This window comes from Streptomyces sp. NPDC020801, assembly GCF_044334385.1.
Taxonomy (GTDB): domain Bacteria; phylum Actinomycetota; class Actinomycetes; order Streptomycetales; family Streptomycetaceae; genus Streptomyces.
Window position 1 is genome coordinate 21,219 of sequence record NZ_JBIRST010000008.1, and the last position, 22,312, is coordinate 43,530.

General features: G+C 74.8%; 7 protein-coding genes. 1 reads left to right on the forward strand and 6 read right to left on the reverse strand.

The annotated features are described in order from the left end of the window. Positions 1-31 precede the first annotated feature (31 nt). From ACH4UM_RS18045 to ACH4UM_RS18065, 5 genes are all read right to left on the reverse strand, one after another. On the reverse strand, positions 32-1,180 hold the full coding sequence (locus ACH4UM_RS18045) for an alpha/beta hydrolase (RefSeq protein WP_398179696.1): 1,149 nt from the start codon (positions 1,178-1,180) through the stop codon (positions 32-34). Then, positions 1,177-3,651, reverse strand: a complete 2,475-nt coding sequence (locus tag ACH4UM_RS18050; RefSeq protein WP_398179699.1) for a thioester reductase domain-containing protein — start codon at positions 3,649-3,651, stop codon at positions 1,177-1,179. Before ACH4UM_RS18050 ends, ACH4UM_RS18045 begins: the two co-directional genes overlap by 4 nt. 63 nt (positions 3,652-3,714) lie before the next feature. Then, positions 3,715-17,661: an SDR family NAD(P)-dependent oxidoreductase gene (locus tag ACH4UM_RS18055; protein WP_398179702.1), complete on the reverse strand. Its 13,947-nt coding sequence runs from the start codon at positions 17,659-17,661 to the stop codon at positions 3,715-3,717. Between the two features lie 196 nt (positions 17,662-17,857). Beyond that, positions 17,858-19,582, reverse strand: a complete 1,725-nt coding sequence (locus ACH4UM_RS18060; RefSeq protein ID WP_398179705.1) for a fatty acyl-AMP ligase — start codon at positions 19,580-19,582, stop codon at positions 17,858-17,860. 305 nt (positions 19,583-19,887) lie between these two features. After that, complete coding sequence (locus ACH4UM_RS18065; protein WP_398179708.1) at positions 19,888-20,400, reverse strand: class I SAM-dependent methyltransferase; 513 nt, start codon at positions 20,398-20,400, stop codon at positions 19,888-19,890. A 104-nt stretch (positions 20,401-20,504) separates the two neighbouring features. Here ACH4UM_RS18065 and ACH4UM_RS18070 point away from each other — a divergent pair, with 104 nt between their 5' ends. Further along, positions 20,505-20,999, forward strand: coding sequence for a lamin tail domain-containing protein (locus tag ACH4UM_RS18070; RefSeq protein WP_398179711.1), 495 nt, complete (start codon positions 20,505-20,507; stop codon positions 20,997-20,999). A 77-nt stretch (positions 21,000-21,076) separates the two neighbouring features. Here ACH4UM_RS18070 and ACH4UM_RS18075 read toward each other — a convergent pair whose 3' ends face one another. After that, complete coding sequence (locus ACH4UM_RS18075) at positions 21,077-22,009, reverse strand: MIP/aquaporin family protein (RefSeq protein WP_398179714.1); 933 nt, start codon at positions 22,007-22,009, stop codon at positions 21,077-21,079. Positions 22,010-22,312 lie beyond the last annotated feature (303 nt).

Here is a 22,312-nt window from a genome sequence, read left to right on the forward strand (position 1 = left end):
CGAGTACGGTAGCGGTCGTCCGGGCCGGCCGTCACCGCCGTTCGCCGAGGAAGTCCAGGATGTGACCGAAGACGTCCAGGGCGGCGCCCCGGCCGAAGAACGTGTCGAGGTGCCCGTAGCCGGGGATCTCGGTGTAGGTGACGTCCAACTGGGGCTGCCGGCGGGCGAGTACGTCGTGGCAGAGCTTCTGGGAGTCCAGCCACAGCCCGTTCTCGCTGCCCGCGAGCAGCAGCACGGGGGTGTCGATGCGGCCGGCCGCGTCGAGGGCGTTGGGCGGCAGGGCGCGGTAGCGGTGGTCGGTGTCGTGCCACCGGACCACGCTGCGGGCCAGCTCGATGCGGCGCAGATGGGGCAGGATCCACAGCGGCGCGGGGCCGAGGAGCTGTGCGAGCCGGTCGTGGGTGGCCTCGGCCAGGTTCTCGTGCAGGAAGAGCGAGGCACCCGAGCCCCAGGCCGAGTTGTGCAGGATCTGGCAGGTCGGGTCCGGGCAGTCGGCCCCGCGGGAGGCCAGCGCGAACAGCGGGGTGTACCTCGACCACAGGCCCACCTTGCGGAAGTCGACGGGGATGTGGTCGATCCGGGTCTTCAGCAGCTCCCCCACCACCGACATGCGCAGCGAGGTGCGGCCCGCGAGCTTCGGCGTGAGGAACACGCCCTGGGAGACCACTCCCGCCAGGCCGGGGACGAGCCCGGCCGTCATGCTCAGGGAGAGGGCGAGGGAGCCGATGCAGTGGGCCACCACGAACAGCGGGCGGTCGCCGATGCGTTCGCGGATGTGGGAGACCGCCGCGGGGATGTCGTAGAGGGCCACGTCGTCGTAGGTGTACCTCTGGCCGGTCTCGTTGTACGGCAGCCGGCAGCTGCCGCGCCAGTCCAGCAGCCACGGCTCGTAGCCGTCGTCGAGGAGGACGTCGACGAGGTTGCGGGTCTCCGGCAGCAGGAACATGTCGGCGGAGGCGGTGTGGCCGTGCAGGATCAGTACGGCGGGCCGGTCCGTCGCGCCGGTGCCGATCCGGGTCAGGGCGAGCCGGACGCCGTCGCCCGCCCGCAGGGGGATCTCCTCCACGGCCGCCGGGTCGAGGCGGTGCAAGAGGGGGCGCGGGGCCGCGGTGCTCCTGACCCTGCGCAGCGCCGGCCTGCTGGTCCTGGTGGTCCTGGGGTTCGTGGTCCGGAAGATCATCGGTGGTGCTCCGTAAAGGTCGGGGTACGGCGCAGGTCGAGGAGGTCGGCGGCGGCGCGGGCGAAGGGTCCGAGCAGGCCGCGGCCCATCTCCAGGCCGAACCAGGCGAGCCAGGTCAGCTTGGCGGCCCGCTTCTCCCGGCCGGTCAGACGCGGGTCGACCTTGATGCCGTCGATCTGGTCCCGGACGTAGGAGTCGGCGGGGACGACGACCTCGCCGATGAGGCTCGCCGCCTCGCCCTGCCGGCCGATCTCCACCGTCAGCGCCCGGGTCTGCCGCCACACGTCCCGGCGGGCGCGGGCGTGCTTGCGGCCCTCCAGCCACCACCGTCCGCCGTCCGCGTCGCGCAACCGCAGCCGGTAGCGCAGGAGTTGGTGGGTTAGACCGTGCTGCTGCGGGATGCCCTCCTCGGGGCGGATCCAGACGTCGCCGCGCTCGACGGTCAGCGGCCGGGGGTGCACTGCGGCGCAGGTCACCTCACCGGTCACGTCCACCCGGCGCTCCTTGACCAGCTGGTACATGCTCGCGATGGAGAGGGTGAGCGCCATCGAGCAGGGGGTGCCGGCCGCGGCGCCGACCGGGCCCACGGTGCCCTCGGTCGTCTCGGCGAACCACAGGTAGGGCCGGTCGTCCTTGTGCGGCAGACGGGCCAGGCCGTCGCTCGCGAGCCGCTCGAAGGTCCTGAGCTGGGCCTGCGCGTCGTAGCGGGCCGCGGGCGGCAGCCCGAGCGCCTCCACCAGCGCGGCCGTGCGCTCGCCGCCGGCCGCCGGGCCCTTCAGCGTGGCCTCGCACAGCTTGAGCGCGGTGGGACTCTGCAACACCCGGGTCAGGAAGGCCAGTTCGGGTATCGGTTCGGCTTCGAGGCGGGCCACGGTGTCGGTACGCCACTCGTCCCAGTCCTGGACGCGGACATGCATTCCGCCGAGGGCCATGTCGCGGACCACGTCGTCCAGGGTGTTGGGCACCCCGGTGAGGTTGTAGTCGTAGCCCCAGGCGTCCGGTTCGCAGATCGCGGCGACGGCGACCCGGCTGACCCAGTCGACCGGGGCCGCGTTCAGGAAGCGGAAGGCGGGTACGGTGCGGAAGCGCCCGAACGCCGAGATCAGGCCGCTGCTCAGGTCCAGCGGGTTGTAGGCGCCGGTCTTCGTGTGACCGCCGATGCCGCCGGGACGCAGGGCGGTGACGACCAGGCCGTGGTCGCGGGCCCGGCGCAGGGCGACCTCGGCGGCCCACTTGGACTGGTCGTAGCCGGAGATGAGCCGGTCGACGTGGGCCAGCGGGTCGTCCTCGCCCATGGCGGTGATGCCGACCTCGTTGAAGACGGCGACCGAGGAGATGTGGTGCAGCGGCTTGGGCCGCCCGGTGGCCGCGAGTTCGGCGAGGGTCAGGGTGCCGAGGACGTTGCTCGCCCGCAGCGAGCGGTACCCGCGCAGGAAGTCCACGGCGGCTGCCACACCCACGATGCCGTCCAGCTCGTGGGCGAGGCTGTGCCAGAGCTCTTCGGACAGGCCCAGGCGTGGCCGGCGGATGTCGCCGGGCAGTACGGTCACCCGGCGGCACACCTCCGACGACCACGGCAGCCGGTAGCTCCTGAGCGCCGCACCGAGCCGGGCGGCGGCCGCCTCCTCGTCGGCCGCGCGGACCAGGCAGTACACATGGGCGTCGCTGTGCCGCAGCAGGTCGAGCAGCATGTGGCTGCCCAGGAAGCCGGTGGCGCCGGTCAGCAGGACCCGGCGCGGCGGCAGCGGCTCGGGCACGTCGGTGAACGGCAGCCGGTCGGCGAGGGCGAGGTCGGCCAGGATCTGGTCGAGGTCCTCCCGGCGGGCCCGGCGGTACGGGCCGTCGCCGGCGCCGGGCAGGGAGGCGGCCGGCAGGGCCGGTGGGGTGCGGGGCGCCGCGACGGGCAGGTTGTGCGGGGTCGCGGCGTGGTCCCCAGGGGTGGCGGCGGTGCTCGCAGGGGCGGCCGGGTGGCCCGCCGGGGCCGCCCGTGTGCTCGCCGGGGCCGCCGGGAGGCCCGCGGGGGCCGTCAGGGTGGTGGCGGGGGTCCCCGGGACGCCGGCTGCCGCCCCCGCTGCCGCCAGATGGCGTCGGGCGAGGCTGATCGGCCGCGCATCGGCGAACACCTCGTCCAGGTCGAACTCGACGCCCAGTTCGCCCTCCAGTTCCGCGACGAGTTCCACGGCGTGCACGGAGGTGCCCCCGGCGTCGAAGAAGTCGGCGTCGGGTGGCAGGTGCCCGCCGGGCAGATAGCGGCCGGCCGCGGCGGCGATGGTGGCGGCCAGGCCGTCCACGTCCCCCGGAGGGGCGGGGACGCGGGACGTGGACACGTCCCCGGGCGGGGCGGGGGCGGCGGCGAAGTGCGTCCCGGCACCGGCCGCCGTCACCCTGGCCAGCAGGTCGTCGACGCCGAGGCCGCCCCCGCCGCGCTCGATCGACTCCGCGGTCGCCCGCTGCCCGGTGTCCTCGTTCATGTCACGCATCAGAGCCCTTCACCATGTACGTCGTCGGCCTTTTCATCACGGCCCCGAAAGTCCTCACCGCTGCTCCCAGGAGCGGAAGGCCCGCAGCTGGTCCGGCGTGGTCACGGCCTCCAGGTGCGCGTCGTCCTGGTCGCCGCCGCCGAGCGCGGCGATCAGCCGCCGGGCCGGCACGTTGCGCTCGGTGCGCTCCGCCGTCAGCCGGACCTTGGCGCAGCCCAGCTCCTCGGCGCGGCCGGCCAGCCATCCCAGCAGGCGTTCCTCGACACCCCGGCCGAGCGCCCGGCAGCTCATCAGCCAGGCCAGTACGTCGAGTTGACCCCCGTCGGCACGCAGGGCGAGGAGGCCGATCTGGCCGTAGTCGCCGAACCGGTCGCGCGCCGCGGCCGTCCACACCTCGCCCCGCTCCCGCCACCGCGCGACGTCGCCACCGTCGGCCGAGCGAGCGCGCAGGGTGAACTGGTTGGTGCGGCGCACGAGTTGCTCGGCCCGCGGGACGTCGCCCGGGGCCAGGGCCCGGATGCCGACCTCCAGCTGCAGGCCGGCGAGGAACTCCTCGAACCCGGCCTGTTCGCGTACCGCGTCGCGCTCCCGCTCCTGTGCGTAGAACCGGGCCCGCAGCGTGTCCTCGGCGGTCGCGGCCGGCGGAACCAGCGGCCACAACCGGTCCAGGAACTCCTCCAGTTCGGCCGCCGGGGGACAGGTCACCGACAGCACCCGGGGCAGCGCCGAGCGCATCCTGGCGATCTCGGCCGGGTTGTCGTCCAGGTAGAGGAAGCTGTCCAGGCCGAGGCCGAGGGTGCGGGCCGCCTCGGCCAGACGGTCCGGCTTCGGGCCCCAGGCGGCGGACAGCACGCTGAAGTGCTCGGCCTTCAGCAGGCTGTCGGGGCGGTCCAGGACGGCGCGGACGGTCGCCTCGTCGTTGTTGCTGACCAGGGCCAGCAGAGCGCCCGCCGCCCGCCACCGCAGCAGCCTGCGGGCGAGCAGCGCGCGCGGTCCGGTGAGGTCGACGGCCTCGGGCCCCGACTCACCGGCGACTCCGCCCCACAGGGTCTCGTCGCCGTCGACCGCGATCACCTTCGGCGCGGGGCGCAGCGCCGCCCGTACCACCTCGGCCAGGCGCAGGGCCACCGCCGCCTGGAAGGGCGGGGTGAAGGGGAGATGGGCCAGCCGTTCGGTCCGCTCGTCGAAGCGCTCGGCGACGGGGTGGTGCCGGGTCCACTCGCCGGGGCCGAGGACCGCGACGCCGGGCAGCTCGGCGAGCGTGGCGGCCACCTCGCGTTCCCACCGCACGAGCCGGTCCCCGGCGCGGGCGGTGGGCAGGAAGCCGACCACCAGCGGCGTGCGGGTGCGTTCCGACAGGGCCTTGAGCGCGGCGGGGTAGGCGGTGCGCAGTTCCGCGAGGAGCGCATCGTCCACCGGCCCGAAGCGCTCCAGGTCCGCCGCCCGCAGCAGTACCACGCCGACCGCCATCGCCGGGTCGGCGAAGACGCCGGCGGGGTCCTTGAGGCTCGCGAGCACCTGGTGGTACGGCGCCTCGGCCACCGTCCATCGTTCTTCCCGGCCGCCTTCCCGGCCGTCCTGCCCGGCGTCCTGGCTGCCGCCCTCGCCGACGGCCGCCTCGCACATCAGCGGCAGGTTGCCGAGGGCGAAGGTGGCGGCGAGGGCGAGGGAACGGCGCGGCACGGGCGCGGCGGCCGAATCGGCGGGCGCGGCCGGCGAATCATCGGGAACGGCGGCCGGAACGGCGGACGCGGCGGCCGTCGCCGTCCGGGCCTCCTCCCGTACCAGCACGGTCGGGTCCTGGGCCGTCTCGCCGAGCAGCCGCAGGAACTCCTCCCCGAGTTCGGCGGTCGTCGCCGCGTCCAGGATGTCCAGGTTGTGGTCGAGGCGCACGCGTGCCGCGTCCGGGGTCATGGTGATCATCAGGTCGAGGTCCGAGTAACCGGTGCCGGCCGGCAGCACCTCCAGGCCGGTGAGGCGGCGCGAGGAGCGCACGTAGTTGAAGTAGACCTCCACCAGCGGTGCGCCCGGCCGGTGCAGCCCCTGCCGGGCCAGGGTGGCCAGGACGTCGGAGAACATGGCGCCCTTGGCCAGCACCCGCTGCAGGCGCTCGTCGGTGCGGCGCAGCACCTCCCCCACCGGCTCGCCCGCGCGGGCCTCGGCCGGGAACGGCACCGGTACACCGAAGAAGCCCACAGCGTCGTAGGCGTCGGTGTGGATGCGGGTGTCCACGGGCACCGCGAGCACGAACCGCTCCCGCTCCCGCTCGCGGGCCAGCAGCACGGTCAGCGTGCCGAGGCAGAACGCGGCCGGGGTGATCGCGAGCCGGCTCGCGGCCGCCGCGACCCGCTCGGTCAGCCCGTCGGGGATCGTCACCGTCACACTGCCCGCGCGGTAGGAACGGGCCGCGGGGCGGGGCCGGGAGAGTTCCAGGTCGAGCCGCTCACTGCCGTGGAAGGCCTCGTGCCACTCGGCGCCCGCGCCCTCGCCGCCCTGCTGGGCCTGGACGAGGAGGGCCACGTCGCGGTTGGTCGCGGCGGTGTCCAGCTCGGTGCCGGACAGCTCGGCGTCGATCTCCCCGGCGACGAGCAGCAGCGACTGCAGGTCGCTGACGGCGTGGTGGGCGCCGAAGACCAGGATCTGGCCCCGCTGGCCCGCGTCCACCAGCTCGAAGCGCCACAGCGGCGGCTCGGCCAGGTCGAAGGGCGGCTCCAGCAGTGTGCGCAGCCGCTCGGCGGCGTCCACCTCGCCCGTGGCCGCCGTCAGGCGCAGCACCGGCCCGGCGAGCTCGCGGTCCACGCGCAGATGCCACCCGCCGTCGCCGCCGACGGCAATCGCGGTGCGCAGGGCGGCGTGCCGGGCCACGAGCCGGTCGAGGATGCCGGTGAGCGTCCGGTGGGTCGTCGGAGTGGTGATCCGTACGGCCAGGCCGATGCCGTGCGCCGCGTCCGGCATGTCCGGCCGGGCGCTGCGCAGCAGCCGTACGACGTCGCGGGTCGCGGGCAGCAGCTCGGTGTCGGGCACCTCGGTGCCGGCATCGTCCTGCGGCTGCGCCGTCGCGCGCTCGGGCAGGGCCGCGCCCAGGGCCCGGGCGAGGCCCCGGATGTCGGAGGCCGCGAACACGTCGGCGGCGGGCAGTTCGACGCCCAGATCACGGGCGAAGGCGTTGCGCAGCCGTACCAGCATCAGGGAGTCCAGGCCGAGTTCCTTCAGGGCGGTGGTGGCGGTGGCGTCCACCGCTCCCCCGGAGACCTCGCCGACCCGGGCCCGTACGTAGGCCTCGAGCCAGGTGGCGCGGTCCTCGCCGGCCGTGGCCGCGAACACCTTCCGGACCAGGTCGTCCGGGACGGCCGCGCCCGCGGGTGCGGTGACCAGGTCGGCCAGGACCGGGCGGGTGCGGGCGGCGTCGGGGACGAGCGAGAGCATCTCCCAGTCCAGGGCGAGGGGCGCGAGCTGGCGGCGCGAGCTGGCCAGCACCCGCTCGAACAGCTCGCCGCCCTCCTGGGGGGTGAAGGCCAGCAGGCCGGACCGGCCGGTCTCGGCCGCCCGGGTGCCGGACTCGGCGACCATGCCGACACCGGACCAGGCGCCCCAGTCGAGGCTGAGCGCCCGCCGGCCGGTGCGGGCGAGGTGGTGCGCCCAGGCGTCGAGGAAGGCGTTCGCCGCGCAGTACGGGCTCTGCCCGGCCGAGCCGAGGAGTCCGGCCGCCGAGGCGAACAGGATCAGCGACCGTGCCTCCGGGACCAGTTCGGTGAGCAGGGCGGTGCCCAGCACCTTGGGGGCGAGCACCCGCAGGAGGCGTTCGCCGGTCAGGTTGGCGACGGTCGCGTCGTCGAGCACGCCGGCGGCGTGCACGACGGTGGCGATCGCCCCGGCCTCGCGTCGCACGGTGTCCAGGGCGGCCGCGAGGGAAGTGCGGTCGGCGACGTCGGCGCGGGCGAGGTGCACGAGGACACCGCGTTCTTCGAGGCCCCGGATCCAGCGCGCGGCGTCCGCGTCGGGCGTGCCGCGGCTCAGCAGCGCCAGCCGGCGGGCGCCCCGGCGGACCAGCCGCTCGGCGACCACCCGGCCCAGGCCGCCCAGCCCGCCGGTGATCAGGTGCACGCCGTCGGCGGTGATCTCTTCGTTGCCGCCGTCGTCGGGGCGGGTGCGGGCCAGGCGCGGCACCAGCCGGTCCCCTGCGCGCAGTGCGACGAGCCGTTCGTCGTCCGCGTGCCGCAGCTGGGTCCACAGCTCGTCCGCACCGCCGGTGGGCGGCAGGTCGATCAGCGTGGCCGCCAGCTCCGGGTACTCCTGCGCCACGGCGAGCCCGAAGCCCCAGGCGAGCGCCTGCTCGGGGTGGGCGACCCGGGTGCTGTCCGCGGCGGCCTGGCTGCCGCGGACCACCGTGAACAGGCGCGGTGCCCGGCCCCTGGGCCGGTCGGCGAGGGCGCGCACCAGGTGCAGGGTGCTCAGGCAGCACAGCCGGGCCGCCTCCTCGGCCGTGGCGGCGTCCGCGAGGGGCGGGGCGTCCAGGGCGGACAACTGGACCACGCGCTCGGGCGGTCCGTCCGGGAACGCCTCGGCCAGCAGCCGGGCCAGGTGTCCCGGATCGGCGGGATCGAGGACGTACCGGCCGGGTCCCTCGGCGGCGAAGTCGCCGCCCCTGCGCGCGAGGACGTGCGGCACCGAGGCTCCGTGCAGCCGCTCGCCGAGTGCCGCGGAGACCCCGCTGTCGTCGGCGAGGATCAGCCAGCTGCCCGAGGTGGGCGGCTCCTGTGCGGCCGGCCGCGACTGCCACCGGGTCTCGAAGAGCGCGCCGTCCAGGGGCGAGAGCGCCGCCAGCTCGAACTCCTCCGCTTCCAGCAGGAGTTGTTCGTCCTCGTCCCAGAGGGCGAGGTCGAAGGTGACGGTGTCCCCGCGCACGGAGCGCAGCCGGCAGCCGGCCCACGCGGGCGTGGTGCGCCGCCCGGTGAACCGCAGCCGTCCGACCCCGGCGGGCACGAACGCCCGGCCCTCGGGCGCGTCGCCGGGCAGGGCTGCCGTGTGGAGGGCCGCGTCGAGGACCGCGGGATGCAGGAGGTGGCCGGCCGCGGGTTTCGCGGCGAGCCGGCCGAGAGCCGCGTCGTGCGTACGGCGGCCCTCCGCCAGTTGGCGGAACGCGGGACCGTACTCGATGCCGAGGGCGGCCAGCGCGGCGTACACGGGCGGCAGGTCGACCGCCTCCGCGCACCGCTCGCGCAGCGCGGCGAGGGACGCCTCGGATTCCGGTGCACCGCCGCTCACCGCGACGCGTCCGGCGACGTGCCGCTGCCAGCGCGCACCCCGTTCACGGGCGGGCGCCGAGGCGACGGTGAAGTCCCAAAGGCCCCCGTCGGCGGGCCGCAGCACCAGTTGCAGCCGTACCGGCCGGTCCGGTTCCAGCCGCAGCGGTTGCACGAACCGCACGTCGGCCAGGCGCACTTCACCGCCGTCCTGTGCCGCTGACGCGGCCTCCAGGGCCAGGTCGAGGAAGGCGGCGCCGGGCAGCCACACCTCACCGCCCACGCGGTGGTCGGTCAGGTGGGCGAACCGGCCGTCGCGGAGGTCGATCTCGCTCTGGAAGGTGTGCCGGCCGGGCTCGTCGCTGGACTCGACGTGCGTGCCGAGCAGCGGCGAGGAGCCGGCCGCGGCGGCCGGGGCGGGCGCGAGCCAGTGGCGCTCGCGGGCGAAGGCGTAGGTGGGCAGGTCGACGCGGCGGCCCCGCGGGAACAGCGCCGTCCAGTCGGGCGTGTGCCCGGCGGCGTACAACTCGCCGAGCCTGCACAGCAGTACGCCGGGGCCGTCCTGCTGCCGGCGCAGCGATCCGATGCCCACCGCGTCGGTCCCGGCCTCGGCGGCGACCGCCTCGATGGAGGAGAGCAGCGACGGGTGCGGGCTGAGCTCGACGAAGTAGCGGTAGCCGTCGTCCAGCATGCGCCGGATCGTGTCCGCGAACCGGACGGGCCGGCTGAGGTTGGCGTACCAGTAGCCGGCGTCCAGCAGGTCGCCGGGCACCGGTTCGGCCAGCACCGTCGAATACAGCGAGGTGGCCGCCCCGGTGCCGCGGACGCCGTCGAGACGCTCCAGCAGTTCGGCGCGCAGCGGCTCCATGAGAGGGGTGTGGGAGGCGAACGGCGTCGACAGCCGCCGTACCGCGATCCCGCGATCCTCCAGATGTCCGCGCAGCTCGGCCAGGGCGTCGGCCTCGCCGGAGACGGCCGTGGCGGCGGCGCTGTTGACGGCCGCGACGAACAGCCGGCCCGCGTACGGCGCGAGCAGCTCCTCCACCTGTGCGCGCGGCAGTTCCACGGACACCATGCCGCCCCGGCCGGCCAGGGGGACGACGGCCTGGGCGCGGGCGGTCACGACGGCCACGGCGTCGTCCAGGGTGAGGGCACCGGCGCTGTAGGCGGCGGCGATCTCGCCCAGGCTGTGTCCGGCGACGGCGTCCGGGGTGATGCCGAGCGGCCGCCAGGCGGCGGCCAGCGCCGCGTTGACGGCGAAGAGCACCGGCTGCAGGTACTCGGTCCTCTCCAGCGGGGAGAACTCCTCCGGCGCCCGCAGCACGTTGAGCACCGACCAGCCGGCCTGCCGGCGCACCGCCTCGTCGATCCGGGTCAGCTCCTGGCGGAACGCGTCCGAGCCGGACATCAGCTCCATTCCCATGCCGGCCCATTGACCGCCGTGACCGGCGAAGACGAAGGCGACCTTGCCGGACTCCTCCTGGCGCGGCGGCACGACCGTGGCCCGCCCGTTCCCCAGGGCCTGCAGCGCGGACCTGAGTTCGTCGCGGTCGTCCGCCAAGAACGCGGCCCGCCACTCGAAGTGGCTGCGGTGGTGGGCCAGGCCGTGGGCGACGTCGGGCAGCGCGACGTCCTCGGTCAGGCGGCGGGCCAGCCGGGCGGCCTGCCCGCGCAGGGCTTCCTCGCTCCGGCCGGAAACGACGAACAGCCGCTTGCCGGAGGAGGGTTCGGCCTCCGTCGCACCGGTGCCGGTGCCCTCGCGCGGGGCCTCCTCGACGATCACGTGGGCGTTGGTTCCGCTGATCCCGAAGGCGCTGATCCCGGCCCGCCGGGTCCGCTCCCCCGTCGACGGCCACTCCACCGACTCGTGCAGCAGCTCGAGTCCGCTGCCGTCCCAGTCGACGTGCCGGCTGGGCGTGCCGGCGTGCAGGGTGGCCGGCAGCGTCCGGTGGCGCAGTGACTCCACCACCTTGATCAGCCCGGCCACGCCCGAAGCGGCCTGGGTGTGACCGAGGTTGGACTTGAGCGACCCCAGGTACAGCGGACGGCCCTGGGGGCGTGAGTCGCCGAAGACCTGGGACAGGGCGTTCGCCTCGATCGGGTCGCCCAGCGTCGTGCCGGTGCCGTGCGCCTCCACGTAGTCGATGTCGGCGGGTTCCAGGCCGGACAGCTCCAGCGCCCGCCGGATCACCCGCTCCTGGGCCGGGCCGTTGGGCGCGGACAGCCCCTGGCTGCGGCCGTCCTGGTTGACGGCCGTGCCGCGCAGCAGCGCGAGCACCTGGTCGCCGTCGCGCCGCGCGTCGCTCAGCCGCTTCAGTACGACCATGCCGGCGCCCTCGGCCCAGATGGCGCCGTCGGCGTCGTCTGAGAAGGAGCGGCAGCGGCCGGTCGCCGACAGCCCGCGCAGCCGGCTGAACTCGACGAAGGTCTGCGGCGTCACCATGAGCGTCACCCCGCCGGCGAGCGCCAGGTCGCACTCTCCCGACCTCAGCGCCTGGGCCGCCAGGTGCACCGACACCAGCGAGGAGGAGCACGCGGTGTCCACCGTCAGCGCCGGACCGTGCAGTCCCAGCGCGTAGGCGAGCCGGCCGGAGGCGACGCTGAGCGCCGAGCCCGTGCCGACGTAGCCGTCGAGCTGGTCGAGCCGGGAGCCCGCCAGGTAGTCGCTGGCGAACATGCCGACGTACACGCCGGTGGTACTCCCGGCCAGCCGGGCGGGCACGATTCCGGCGCGTTCCAGGGCCTCCCACGCGGTCTCCAGGAGCAGCCGCTGCTGCGGGTCCATGGCCGCGGCCTCCTTCGGGGTGATGCCGAAGAACTGCGCGTCGAAGGACTCGATGCCGTCCAGGAAGCCGCCTTCGCGCGCGTAGGACTTGCCCGGCGCGTCCGGGTCGGGGTCGTACAGCGACTCCACGTCCCAGCGTCCCTCGGGGAACGGGCCGACCGCGTCACGGCCCTCGGCCACCAGCCGCCACAGCTCCTCCGGACCGCTCACGCCGCCCGGCAGCCGGCACGCCGTGGCCACGACGGCCACCGGCTCGTCGGACGGGACGGCGCCCGTGCGGGCGGGACGCTGGTCGGTACGCCGGTCCGGGCGGCCGTCCGTGGCGAGCGCGGTGGTCAGCAGGTGCGTCGCGAGCCGGTCCGGGGTGGGGTGGTCGAACAGCAGGGTCGCGGGCAGCCGGGTGCCGAGGCGGGCGCCGAGACGGTTGCGCAGTTCGACCGCGGTGACCGAGTCCATGCCGAGTTCGCGCAGCGGCCGGCCGGCGCCGACGGACTCGGCCGAGCGCAGGCCGAGGGCGCGGGCGGCCTCTTCGCGGACCAGGGTCAGGACGCGTTCGGCGCGCTCGGCCTCGGGCAGCCGGGCCAGTCGGTCCGCCAGGCGGTCGCCGCCGTCCGCGGCGGTGCGGGGAGCGGGCAGCAGCGAGCGCCACAGCGCGGCCGCGGTGCCGCCCGCGGCCGCCGTGCTCTCGCGCAGGCGGGGCAGGTCCAGGGCCCAGGCGACCAGGTGCGGGGCACCCCGGCGCAGGGCGAGTTCGACCAGGTCGCGGCCCTGGTCGGGGGTGAGGGCGCGGTGGCCGAGGCGGGCCATGCGCTCCAGGTCGGCGTGCGCGGCGGCCAGACCCTCGCCTGCCCAGGCGCCGAAGGAGACCGACACGGCGGGCAGGCCGGCGGCCCGCCGGTGCTGGGCGAGTTGGTCGAGGAAGACGTTGGCGGCCGCGTAGTTGGCCTGGCCCGCGTTGCCCGCGACGCCGGCGGCCGAGGAGACCAGCAGGAAGAGCCCGAGCTCCATGCCCGCCGTCAGCCGGTGCAGATGGGCGGCTCCGTCGGCCTTGGGCCGCAGCACCCTCGCGAGGCGTTCGGGCGTCAACTCGGTGACCACCCCGTCGTCCAGGACGCCGGCGCAGTGCACGACCCCCCGCAGCGGCAGCTCCTCGCCGACGGTTGCGAGCACCTCGGCCAGGGCCGCCGCGTCCGCGACGTCGCACGCGGCCACCTCGGCGCGGGCCCCGAGTGCGGCCAGCTCGGCGGTTGCCTCCGCGGCGCGCGGGTCGTCCCCGCCCCGACGCGAGGTCAGCAGCAGGCGCGGGACGCCGCGCTCGGCGAGGAGACGGGCGATGTGGCGGCCGACGGCGCCCAGGCCGCCGGTGATCAGTACGGTGCCGTCGGTGGGTATGGCCGAGGCGTCGGTGCCCTGCGCGCGGGCGCGCGACAGCCTCGGGACCAGCAACTCGCCCTGCCTGAAGGCGGCTTCGGGCTCGTCCGGATGGGCAAGGGCACCCAGCAGCGCGCCCGCGGGGTCGTCGGAGCCGTCACGGCGGAGGCCGGGGGCAGGATCGAGGGCGGGCTCGGGGTCGGCGTCCGGGCCGGGATCCGGATCGGAGCCGGGGCCGGGACACGGATCGGAGCCGGGGCCGGGACACGGATCGGAGCCGGGGCCGGGATACGGGTCGAGGTCGAGCAGGGTGAGCCCGAGATCCGGGTGCTCGGCGCGGGCGCCGCGGGCCAGACCCCACAGCACCGACTGGGCCAGTCCCGGCACCGTGTCACCGTCGTCGGCCGCGACCGCGCCGCGGGTCACCCAGACGGTGCGGGCGGGCGCCTCCTCCCCGGTGATCAGCGACCGCAGCTCCGCCAGGCCCGCCTCCGCCAGCTCCCGGGCCGCGGCCGCCGGTTCGGCGTCCGGTGCGAGGCGCGGCCAGAACCGTACGCGAACGTCCGCCCCCGTCTCGCGCAGCTCGACGCCCGCCGCCTCGAGACCGCGTACGGCGGCGGCGACCTGCGGCTCGGACCGGTCGCCGGCGACGGTCCAGGCGCTGCCCGGTCCCCCGGCGGGCTGCGGCCCGGTCAGGGCCGTCCAGGTCACCTCGTACAGGTGGCGGCCGTTCGCCGAGCCGGCGGCGAGGTCCGCCGCCTTCGCCGCGCGCAGCCGTACGCCCTCCAGCCGGCCGGCCGGGAAACCGTCGGTGTCCCAGAGCGTGATGTCCAGCATGAGGTCCGTGTCCGTGGCGCCGGTCCGCCGCACGGACGCGGTCAGCTCGTCGGTGCCGGCGCCGGTGTGCGGCAGGGCGCAGCGGCCCACCGCGACCGGCAGCAGCGCCCGGCCGTCGAGGGTCCCGAAGGCGGCGGCCACGTGCAGCGCGGCGTCGAGCAGCGCCGGGTGGACCGGGTAGGGGCCGGTCGCGTCGCGGGCCACGGCGGGCAGCGACAGCCGGGCCAGCAGCGCGCCGTCGCCGGTCGCCGCAGCCTCCCGTACCCCCCGGAAGGCCGGTCCGTAGCCGAGGCCGAGCCCGGTCAGGCGTTCGTAGTCCTGCGGGCTCCAGGCGGGCTCGGCCGGTTCGGGCCACGCCGGCGGCTGTTCGTCCGCCACCGGGACCGGCTGCGCCGCGGAGGCGGTGGCGTGCAGGGTCCAGCCCGGCTCCGCGTGGCCGCGCGGGCGGCTGTGCACGGTGAGCTCGGGCAGCGGGCCTGCGGTGACGACCTCCACGGACACCTCCACGGTGCCGGAGTCGGACAGCGCGAGTGGGGTGAGCAGAAGCAGGTCGGTGACGTCGGCGGGGGAGTTCGGGCGGGCGACGGCGAGCGCTGCGCGGCACAGCTCCATCAGGGTGGTGCCCGACACCACGGTCCGGCCGAAGACGGTGTGGTCGGGCAGCCAGTCGGCGGTGGCCCGGGACCACTCGTTGCGGAAGGTCCAGCGGGTCTCGTCCGCCGACTGCAGCTGGATGCCGAGCAATGGGTGGGCGGCGCGGTCGAGGAATCCGGGGGTGCCGGCAGCCGACTCGGGTTCGATCCAGTGGCGCTGGGCGTCCCAGGCGTAGGTGGGCAGATCCGCGGGTGCGGTGCCGGGGACGAGACGGCGCCAGCCGACGCCGCGGCCGTGCACGTGGAGTTCGGCGGCGGCGCGGTCCAGGCAGGCGGTGCCGTCCTCGTCGCGGCGGAGCGAGCCGACGGCGACCACTTCCCGGGCCATGTCCTCGGCGTCTTCGCCGATGGTGTGCAGGGCGGTGAGCAGGGAGGGGTGCGGGCTCAGTTCGACGAAGTGCCGGTAGCCGTCGGCTGCCATGCGCTCGACGGTGGGAGCGAAGCGGACGGGTTCGCGGAGGTTGGTGTACCAGTAGCCGGCCGTCAGTTCCTCGGTGACCGGCTCGCCGGTGACCGTCGAGTACCAGGCGATGGGGGCCGGGCAGGTGGTGACGCCGTCGAGTGCGTCGAGGACCGTCGCGCGGACGGGCTCGACCTGTGCGCTGTGGGAGGCGTAGTCGACGTCTAGGCGGCGGACGAACACCTGCTCGCGTTCCAGGTCGGCGAGCAGGGTTTCGAGCGGCTCCACCTCACCGGCGATCACGGTCGAGCGGCCGCTGTTCACGGCGGCGACCGAGACCCGGCCGCCGAGCCCTTCGAGGCGCTTGCCGACCTCGGCGTGCGGCAGGGCGACGACGGCCATGGCGCCGGTGCCGGCCAGCCCGGTCAGGGCCTGGCTGCGCAGGGCGACCACCGCGGCGGCGTCGTTGAGGCTGAGTGCCCCGGCGACGCAGGCCGCGGCGACCTCCCCCTGGCTGTGTCCGAGCACCGCGTCCGGCCGTACCCCGCGGGCCCGCCACACGGCGGCCAGGGACACCATCACCGCGAACAGGACCGGCTGGACGACGTCCACCCGGTCCAGGGACGGGGCGCCCGCGTCACCGCGCAGGACGGCCGCCGCCGACCACTGGGTGAACGGCCGCAGCGCGGCGTCGCAGCGGTCGAGTTCGTCGGCGAACACCGGGTCGGTCACGAGCAGGTCGCGGGCCATGCCCTCCCACTGGGCGCCCTGGCCGGGAAAGACGAAGGCCACCTTGCCGGCCTGCGAGGTCCGGCCCGGGCCGACGATCCCCCCTTCGGTCCCGGGCCGTCCGTCGGCCAGTGCGCACAGCGCGGTCAGCAGGCCGTCGCGGTCGTCGGCCCGTACGACGGCGCGGTGCTCGAAGTGGGTGCGGTGGTGGGCCAGTGTCGCGGCCACGGCGGCCAGCGGCACCTCGGGCCGGGCGGCGAGGAGTTCCGCCAGGCGCCGGGCCTGCTGCCGGAGTGCGGGGAGGGTGCGGGCGGACAGCGGGAAGAGGGCGGGGCCCGTCGGCTCCCCCTGCGTGGCGGGCCGGAGGAGGTCCTGCGGTGCCTCCTCCAGCACCACGTGGGCGTTGGTGCCGCTGATTCCGAAGGCGCTGACCCCGGCCCGCCGTACCCGGTCCTCGTCGCGCGGCCACGGCTGGGCCTCGTGGTGCAGGCGGAGGCCGCCGGCGGCCCAGTCGACGTGCTCGGTGGGCGTCTCGGCGTGCAGGGACGCCGGTATCAGCTCGTGCTGGAGGGCCAGCACCGTCTTGATCACGCCACCGATGCCCGCCGCGGCCTGGGTGTGGCCGATGTTCGACTTCAGGGAGCCCACGCCCAGGGGGCGGCCGGCCGGGCGTTCCGGTCCGAAGACGGCGGCCAGCGCCCGGCCCTCGATGGGGTCGCCGAGCGGGGTGCCCGTGCCGTGCGCCTCGACGTGGTCCAGGTCGCCCGGACACAGGCCGGCGGCGTCCAGGGCGGCGCGCAGCACCCGCTCCTGGGCCGGCCCGTTGGGGGCGCTCAGGCCCTGGCTGCGGCCGTCCTGGTTGATGGCCGAGCCCTTGACGACGGCGAGCACGCGGTCGCCGTCCCGGCGCGCGTCCGCCAGCCGCTTCAGCAGCACCACGCCGCAGCCCTCGGCCCACACCACGCCGTCGGCGTCCGCCGAGAAGGGCCGGCACGTCCCGGACGGCGACAGTCCGCGCAGCCGGCTGAACTCCACGTGCCCGCGCGGGGTCACCAGCAGGGTCGCGCCGCCCGCGAGCGCGAGGTCGCACTCTCCGCTCGTCAGCGCCCGCGCCGCCAGGTGCAGGGCGACGAGGGAGGAGGAGCAGGCGGTGTCCACGGTGACCGCCGGGCCGTGCAGGCCGAGGGTGTAGGCGATGCGCCCGGAGGCGACGCTGGGTGCCGTTCCGGTGCCGACGTGACCGTCGAGCCGGCCGAGCGGGGCGGAGGCGAGGTATCCGCTGTCGTAGAGCCCGATGTAGACGCCGGTCGCGCTGCCGTGCAGGGTCTGCGGGACGATGCCCGCCCGCTCCAGCGTCTCCCACGAGGTCTGCAGCAGCAGTCGCTGCTGGGGGTCCATGGCCGCCGCCTCGCGCGGCGAGATGCCGAAGAACGGGGCGTCGAAACGGTCGATGCCGTCGAGGAAGCCACCGCGCAGGGTGTACGCCGTGCCGGCCGCCTCCGGGTCGGGGTCGAGCAGCCCCTGGGTGTCCCAGCGGCCCGGTGGCACTTCGCGCACGGCGTCCTCGCCCGCGCCGAGCAGCCGCCACAGCCCTTCGGGGTCGTCGGCGCCGCCGGGGTAGCGGCAGGCCATGGAGATGATCGCGACGGCGTCGTCGTCCCGTGGCGGTGCGGCGCCGGTCGCCGGGCCGGCCGTGTCCGTGGGCCGTTCACCGTGGATCGCCTCGGCGAGTTCGGTGATCGTGGGGTGGTTGAAGACCAGGGACGGATCCACGGGACGGCCGGTGCGCTCGGCGAGGCCGGCGGCCAGGGTCACCAACTGGCGTGATCCCAGACCGAATTCGGCGACCGGGCGGTCCGGGTCGACGGCCAGTGGGTCGAGCCCCGCGGCCTCGGCGACGGCCGCCGCCAGCCAGGCGCGCAGGTCCTCGGAGGTGGTGACGGGCGTCTCGGCGGGCTGCTGGACGTTCTCGTGCGCAGGCATCAGGGGAGGTGTCCTCGGGGAACGGGGGCTCGGGCGTGCGGCAGGTTCCGCACGACCGGTGCGGCGGCGCGGTCCGGCCGGTGCGGCGGCCGGCGTGCGGATGCGCGGGCCGTACGGCGGGTACGGCGGACGCGCGTCTGGAGGTGCGGCGGCCGTCACCGGCGCCGGCGGAAGGGGCGCCGGTGACGCTTCGGTGTCACCCGGCGGCGGGCTCGCCGAGCAGGGTGAGGGTGCCGTCGAGGTACGCCGTGCGGGTGGCGTGGCGCTGGATCTTCCCGCTGGACGTCTTGGGGATGGTGCCGGGACGGACGAGTACGACGTCCCGCAGGGACAGGCCGTGGGCCTCCCCGATCGCGCCGCGGACCTGGTCGGTGATCTTCTCCGCCTCGCCGGCCGCGTCCGGGGCCACTTCGGCGACCACGACGGGCTGCTCGCCCTCCGCCGTGCCGTCGACGGAGAACGCGGCGGTGCAGCCGGGCCGCAGCGCCGGGTGGGACAGTTCGGCGGACAGCTCCAGGTCCTGCGGGTAGTGGTTGCGGCCGTCGATGACGATCAGATCCTTGAGGCGGCCGGTGACGAAGAGTTCGCCGCCGCGCAGGAAGCCGAGGTCGCCGGTGCGCAGGAAGCGGCCCGCACGGCCGGTGAGGGTGGCCCGGAAGGTCTCGCGGGTGGCGAGGGCGTTGCGCCAGTAGCCCTTGGCGACGCTCGCGCCGTCGACCCAGATCTCGCCGGTCTCGCCCTCGGGGAGTTCCTGCTGCCGCTCGGGGTCGGCGATCACCACGGTCAGGCCGGGGCCGGGGCGGCCGCAGCCGACGGCCGCCGCGTCCACGGCGCCGGAGTGCGGGCCGTCCCCGTCCGCCTCCAGCAGGGTGGGCGGGGTGTGCACGGAGCCACCGGTGACCATCAGGGTGGCCTCGGCCAGGCCGTAGCAGGGATAGAAGGCCTCGCGGCGGAAGCCGGCCGCGCCGAAGGTCTCGGTGAAGCGGCGCAGGGTGGCGGCGCGGACCGGTTCGGCGCCGTTGAAGGCGACCTTCCAGCTACTCAGGTCCAGTTCGTCGAGGAGGCCGGGGGTGGCGTGCTTGAGGCAGAGCTCGTAGGCGAAGTTGGGGCCGCCGGAGGTGTGCGGGCGGTAGCGGGTGACGGCGGTGAGCCAGCGCTCGGGCCGCTGCAGGAAGTGCAGTGGGGAGAAGAGGGTGGCGGTCGCGCCGAGGTGGACCGTGTTCAGTACCGGGCCGATGAGGCCCATGTCGTGGTAGACGGGGAGCCAGCTGACGAACATCTCGTGGCCGTACTCGGCCATGGCGTCCGGGGTGTGGCCCATCCGCTCCGTGACGAGCCGTTCGTTGTCCAGCAGGTTCCCGTGGGTCACCATGACGCCGCGCGGGGCGGAGGTGGAACCGGAGGTGTACTGCAGGAAGGCGACCGAGTCCGCGGCGAGATCGGCCTCGCGCCAGGAGCCGGCCGCGTCGTCGGGTATGTCCTCGGTGGTGACGCGGGCGATGCCCTCGAGTTCGGGCAGGTGCCCCGCCAACGTGTCCAGGACACCGATGACTTCGCGCCCGCCGAGGATCACCTTGGCGTCCGCGTCGGCGATGAGGCGTTTCATCCGGGTCAGGGCGCGGTGGTTCTGCGACCGCCCCTGCGGCGGCACGCCCGGTACGGCGACGACCCCGGCGGCGAGGCAGCCCAGGAAGGCGCTGACGAATTCCAGCCCGGGCGGGTACAGCAGCATGGCACGGCAGCCGGCCAGACCGCGTTCCTGCAGCCAGGCGGCCACGGCCCGGGAACGGCGGGCCAGTTGCCCGTAGGAGATCTCCTGGATCTCTCCGTCGCAGTCACCGGTGACGAGATACCGGTAGGCGACGCGATCGGGATGGTGCGAGGCGTGTGCGGTCAGTGAATCGACCAGGGAACGAACCATGTGACGAGTCTCACCTGTCCGGAATATCGGGCGAGGGAACCTGAGTTCGATGGCCGCGTGATGTGTACGCGCAGAAGCCGTGGGCCGACCTGGCCCCCTTGCCAGACCGTCCGGTCTCGACCACCCGCCCGAGGAACTCGCGGCGACAGCCCGCGCGCTCCCCGTGCCCCCCGTTCAGCTTGCTACTGCCGAGTAGCACCATAACAAGCCTGCGTCGGCCGACGGGTCGAACACATGTAAACGCTGTGTGTCCAAGCGGAGTTGGACCCGTCACCGACCATATCCCTTTGTCATCGGTACGGCTTTCAAGGTTTGCGCGCCACAAGACAGGCGTGCGGCCGAGCCAGGCGCCCACCGGGCTCCTGCACCAGCCGCGCCGTCACCACCGGCCCGGCACGGCCCAGCACTTCGGCCACTCGTTCCACGGACCGGAGGTACCACCGGCAGGACACCGGATGTCCGTAGCCCCGACCGGGCCGCAGGTTCTCGTCGCCCGCATGACAGCCCCAGAGCAGGTGACCGCCGGGCGCGAGCGTTCGAGCGAACTCGGCGAAGACCGCCCGCAGCCGCTCAGGTGGCGTGTGACGGGTGGAGTACCAGGCCAGAATGCCGCCGAGCGTGCCGTCGCCGAACGGCAGCGCGGTCATCGAGCCCTGCGTGAAACTCAGTTGCGGATGGGCGCGCCGGGCCAGGCCGACCATCGCGGACGACAGGTCGACCCCGAAGACGTCCAGCCCCGGCCCGGCCAGATGGGCGGTGACACGGCCGAGCCCGCACCCCAGGTCCGCCACCCGCACCGGCGACCCGCGCAGGGCCAACCCGCGCCAACCTTCTTCACACTTTCCGCACCTCTACGTCACCCTGCCATCACGTTTTGTGTATGCTCCAGGCGCTCCATTCGCACCACCGAGGGGGGATCCTCATGCGTATACGTTCCATGCTGGCCGTGGCCGCCACGGCCGGAACGGTCGCCGTCGCCGTCGCGGTCCCGGCGCAGGCCACCGAGTACTCCTCCGCCCTGAAGATCAAGGGCGTCCAGTACGACGCGCCCGGGCGGGACTCCAACAGCTGCACCACCGGCAACACCAGGGACGAGTACCTGACGATCAAGAACTACTCGCGTTCGACGACCGTCAACCTCAAGGGCTACTTCGTCAAGGACGCCGCCGGGCACCGCTTCACGTTCGCCGCCAACCACTACCTCCAGCCCGGTGACTACGTGAAGCTCCGCGGGGGCAGGGGCACGGACTCCGACGCCGGGAACGTCGTCTACCGCCAGAACTGCAACTTCATCTGGAACAACGACAAGGACACCATCTACCTGTACAAGCCCTCCGGTGCCCGCGCCGACGTCCACTCCTACACCCGGTCCCGCGACGACCGCGACGGCAACGGCTACATCAACTACCACGGCTGACCCCGCGCCCGACGCGTCCGGCCGCCCGGCACACCCCGGCGGCCGGTCCGGCCGTCGCCGGGGCCCGACGACAGGGCCTAGTCCTCCGGGCGGGTGCGGCCGACCTCCGGGAGCTCGCCCTCCTGGGCGCGAATGTGCAGGACGTCGCCGATGAAGAGGTCGTACACCAGCACGCCGATCACGCCGCCGATGAACGGTCCGACGATGGGGATCCACCAGTAGTCGCTGAACGCGCCGGCCAAGCTGCCGGGCAACGCGAGATCTCCCCACCCCGCGAAGTAGGTGAACAGGCGCGGACCGAAGTCACGGGCGGGGTTGATGGCGTATCCGGCGTTCGCACCGAAGGACATGCCGATGGCGGCCACCGCGAAGCCGATCAGCAGTGGCCCGAGGTTCGCCTGCACGGCGGTGTTGCGCAGGTCGATGAGCGCCACCACCAGCATCACCAGGAACGCGGTGCCGACGATCTGGTCCACCAGCGGACCCCAGTCGCCGCCGTGGAAGTAGGGCGCGGGGAAGGTTCCGAAGATCGAGAACGAGGCGAGCGTGTGCCCGTGCGTCTTCGGCCCCTTCATGGCGGCGTCGAAGGTGTTGATCGCGGCGTGGTAGACGCCGTACACCAGGGCCGCGCCGACGAAGGCGCCGGCCAGTTGCGAGATCCAGTACGGCACGACCTTCACCCACGGGAACTTGCGCCGCACCGCGAAGGCGAGCGTCACCGCCGGGTTGATGTGGGCCCCGCTGACGCCGCCGGCCACGTACACGCCGAAGACCACGGCCATGGCCCATCCCCAGGTGATCAGCAGCCAGTCGCCGGAACTGATGAAGAAGGTCGTGGGGCCCGACGTGCGGCCCGAACCCGGCAGTGCCGCGACCGCCACGGCCACCACGCCGGTGCCGAAGGAGATGAGGACGAAGGTCCCCAGGAACTCTGACAGGCACTCGCCCCACAGACCTCCACGACGCCTGAGACGGGAGGGTTTGATCAGAGGCGGGATTTCTACGGCCATATCGGCCCCCTCAACGAACGGTCCGGCCCACGGGCCGGCACAGCCCTGCTTCGGGCGGCCCCGCGATACTGCCCAGTCGCGGCCCCGCGTCACTGCCCAGTCTGCGCGCCGGGTCGGGCGGTGGCCACTCGGGGCCCGGATACCCGGATGCGACGCCCCTCGCGGCCCGGCAGGCGCCGGCCGCCGGTGCCGGCCGGGCACCCGGCGCACGGGCATATGCGCCGTGCGCTCCGCTCCTGGGGTGAACCTCCATACGGGTGATCCCGTCACCCGGCAGGGCGGTGCGCAGGGCCGGGAACAGGA